This is a genomic window from Variovorax glucosi (assembly GCF_051216695.1).
In the GTDB taxonomy this organism is placed as follows: domain Bacteria; phylum Pseudomonadota; class Gammaproteobacteria; order Burkholderiales; family Burkholderiaceae_C; genus Variovorax.
In genome coordinates this window covers 1-1,739 of the sequence record NZ_JBPJZE010000038.1, presented here as the reverse complement: position 1 = coordinate 1,739, position 1,739 = coordinate 1, and the positions used below count along the sequence as shown (strand labels likewise).

The following is a 1,739-nucleotide window of genomic DNA, read 5'->3' as shown; positions in this document are numbered from 1 at the left end:
ACTGGTTCGAAGGAACCGCGCATGCCTTTCGCGCAACTTCTTCTGGTTCCTGATGCTCTGCTCGATGGCGTCGCCATGCTTGCCCTCGCTGCCGAACTCAAAGTGATCGACGCACGCCCAGGGTTCGTAGACGACGCGCAGGCCTCTTTCGCGTAGCCGCAGGCAATAGTCGACCTCCTCGTAGTAGGCGGGCGCATAGCGCCGGTCGAAGCCGCCGAGGGCGTGCCAGTCGCTCAACCTAGTCATCAGGAAAGCACCCGAGCAGTAGCCCACATCGCGTGCGAACATGGCTTCCTCGGTTTCGAGTGCCATGCCGCGGCAGTACCCCTGTGTGCTGGCGTCGGCCCAGATCATCGCGCCAGCTTCCTGAAGTAGGCCGACGGTATCAACGAGCCGGGCGCCGACCGCGCCGATGTCGGGCGCCGACTGGAGGCGCTCCCACGCCGCGCGCAACGAGCCCGGTCGCACGAAAGCATCGCTGTTCAGAAGCAGCAAGGCCTGGCCCTTCGCGTGCAGCGCGCCGCTGTTGCAGCCTCGCAGGAAGCCGATGTTGGATGTGCTGCTGATGACTTTCACACCATCGACGCGCGCCAGCAGTTCGGCCGTGCGGTCGGTCGATGCGTTGTCGAACACGATGACCTCGAACGGCGGCGTTCCGGAAAGCTTCATCTCCGCAGCGAGTGCGCGCAGGCACTTGAGGGTGAAATAGGCAGCATTCCAGGTGATCACCAGCACCGAGACCACCGGCGGCCGTTTGTCACGTAGCGCGAGACATTCGCCAGCGCCGAAAAACTGCTCCAGTTCGTGCTGCGCCTTTGCCACGGCCAGCTGTTTGGGGGTGAGTGGAGGCGCCACTGCTGCGGGCACGACGGCGGCCTCAGCGGCGGGCTCGACCTCACGGATTTCAGCCGCAACAATGACCTCCGAAAGCGCTCCTGCTGCCTCTGGAGGGGGGGCGCCGAGTTTTTTCTTTGCGCACGGCGCAGCGCCAGCCGGTATCCAAGCTGACCGGTCGCGGTCCACCAGATCGCCTTGACGCTTTGCCGAACCAACTTCCTGAGGAAGGGATTGGCTCTTAGCAACCGCGATGCGAGGGCACGCGCCCTCGGGAAGCTTTCGCTCAGGTCGCGCAACGGCGCGGTCACGCGCCAGCTCGTCGAGGCGAGCACACCGTGCAAGCGCTGCGAGGTCGTCGCCAACTGAGCAGCGGAGTCGTTCAGCTGCGCCGATGCCCGTTCGAGTTGCTGCCGGGTCTGCGCCAGCATGGCGGAAACACTTGCCAGTTCGGCGGTGGCCGAGTGGTGGGATTGTTGAGCGGCCACGGCTGACGCGCGGGTCTCATCTAGCGCCCTGCGCTTGGCCTTCAAAGCTGCTGTCAGGGTGCTTGCATAGCCTTCGGCACGCTGGAGTTCGTTCAGGAGGGCTTCGGCTGGTGCCTGGGCGGTTTGCAGCGTCGGGGGCCGGTTGCCGAGCACCCCTTCAAAAGACCGTGCGTAGCCGTTATCCGCGCGTTCCAAGTCGGCCCGGACCTCCTGGCGCTCGTCGGTCCGCGATAACCCTTTGGATATCTGCGGTCTTCTGAAAACCTCGCCCATTAGATGCCTCCTTTGTAACCATGCGGACCCGACCCGTCGGGCCGGCCCACACTGCAGCACCGTTGCTGCAGCTGTTGTCGCCTACACCCCCGCGATAGCCGGCCCCGCGCGGTTTCAGCAGAACCGAATCCGTTAACGACAAGC

General features: G+C 64.6%; 2 protein-coding genes. Both read right to left on the bottom strand.

The features are described 5' to 3' along the window. Positions 1-735, bottom strand: a 735-nt coding sequence (locus tag ACSFA3_RS22580; protein WP_435507719.1) for a glycosyltransferase family 2 protein, incomplete at its 3' end; no start/stop codon positions are given. Beyond that, the gene (locus ACSFA3_RS22575) at positions 726-1,595 is read right to left on the bottom strand and encodes a hypothetical protein (RefSeq protein ID WP_435507718.1); all 870 of its coding nucleotides are present in this window, start codon (positions 1,593-1,595) and stop codon (positions 726-728) included. The genes ACSFA3_RS22575 and ACSFA3_RS22580, both read right to left, overlap by 10 nt. Positions 1,596-1,739: the final 144 nt, after the last annotated feature.

Coding starts and splice junctions, on each gene's coding strand:
- ACSFA3_RS22575 (WP_435507718.1), bottom strand. CDS start 1,595: ATGGGCGAGGTTTTCAGAAGACCGCAGATATCCAAAGGGTTATCGCGG.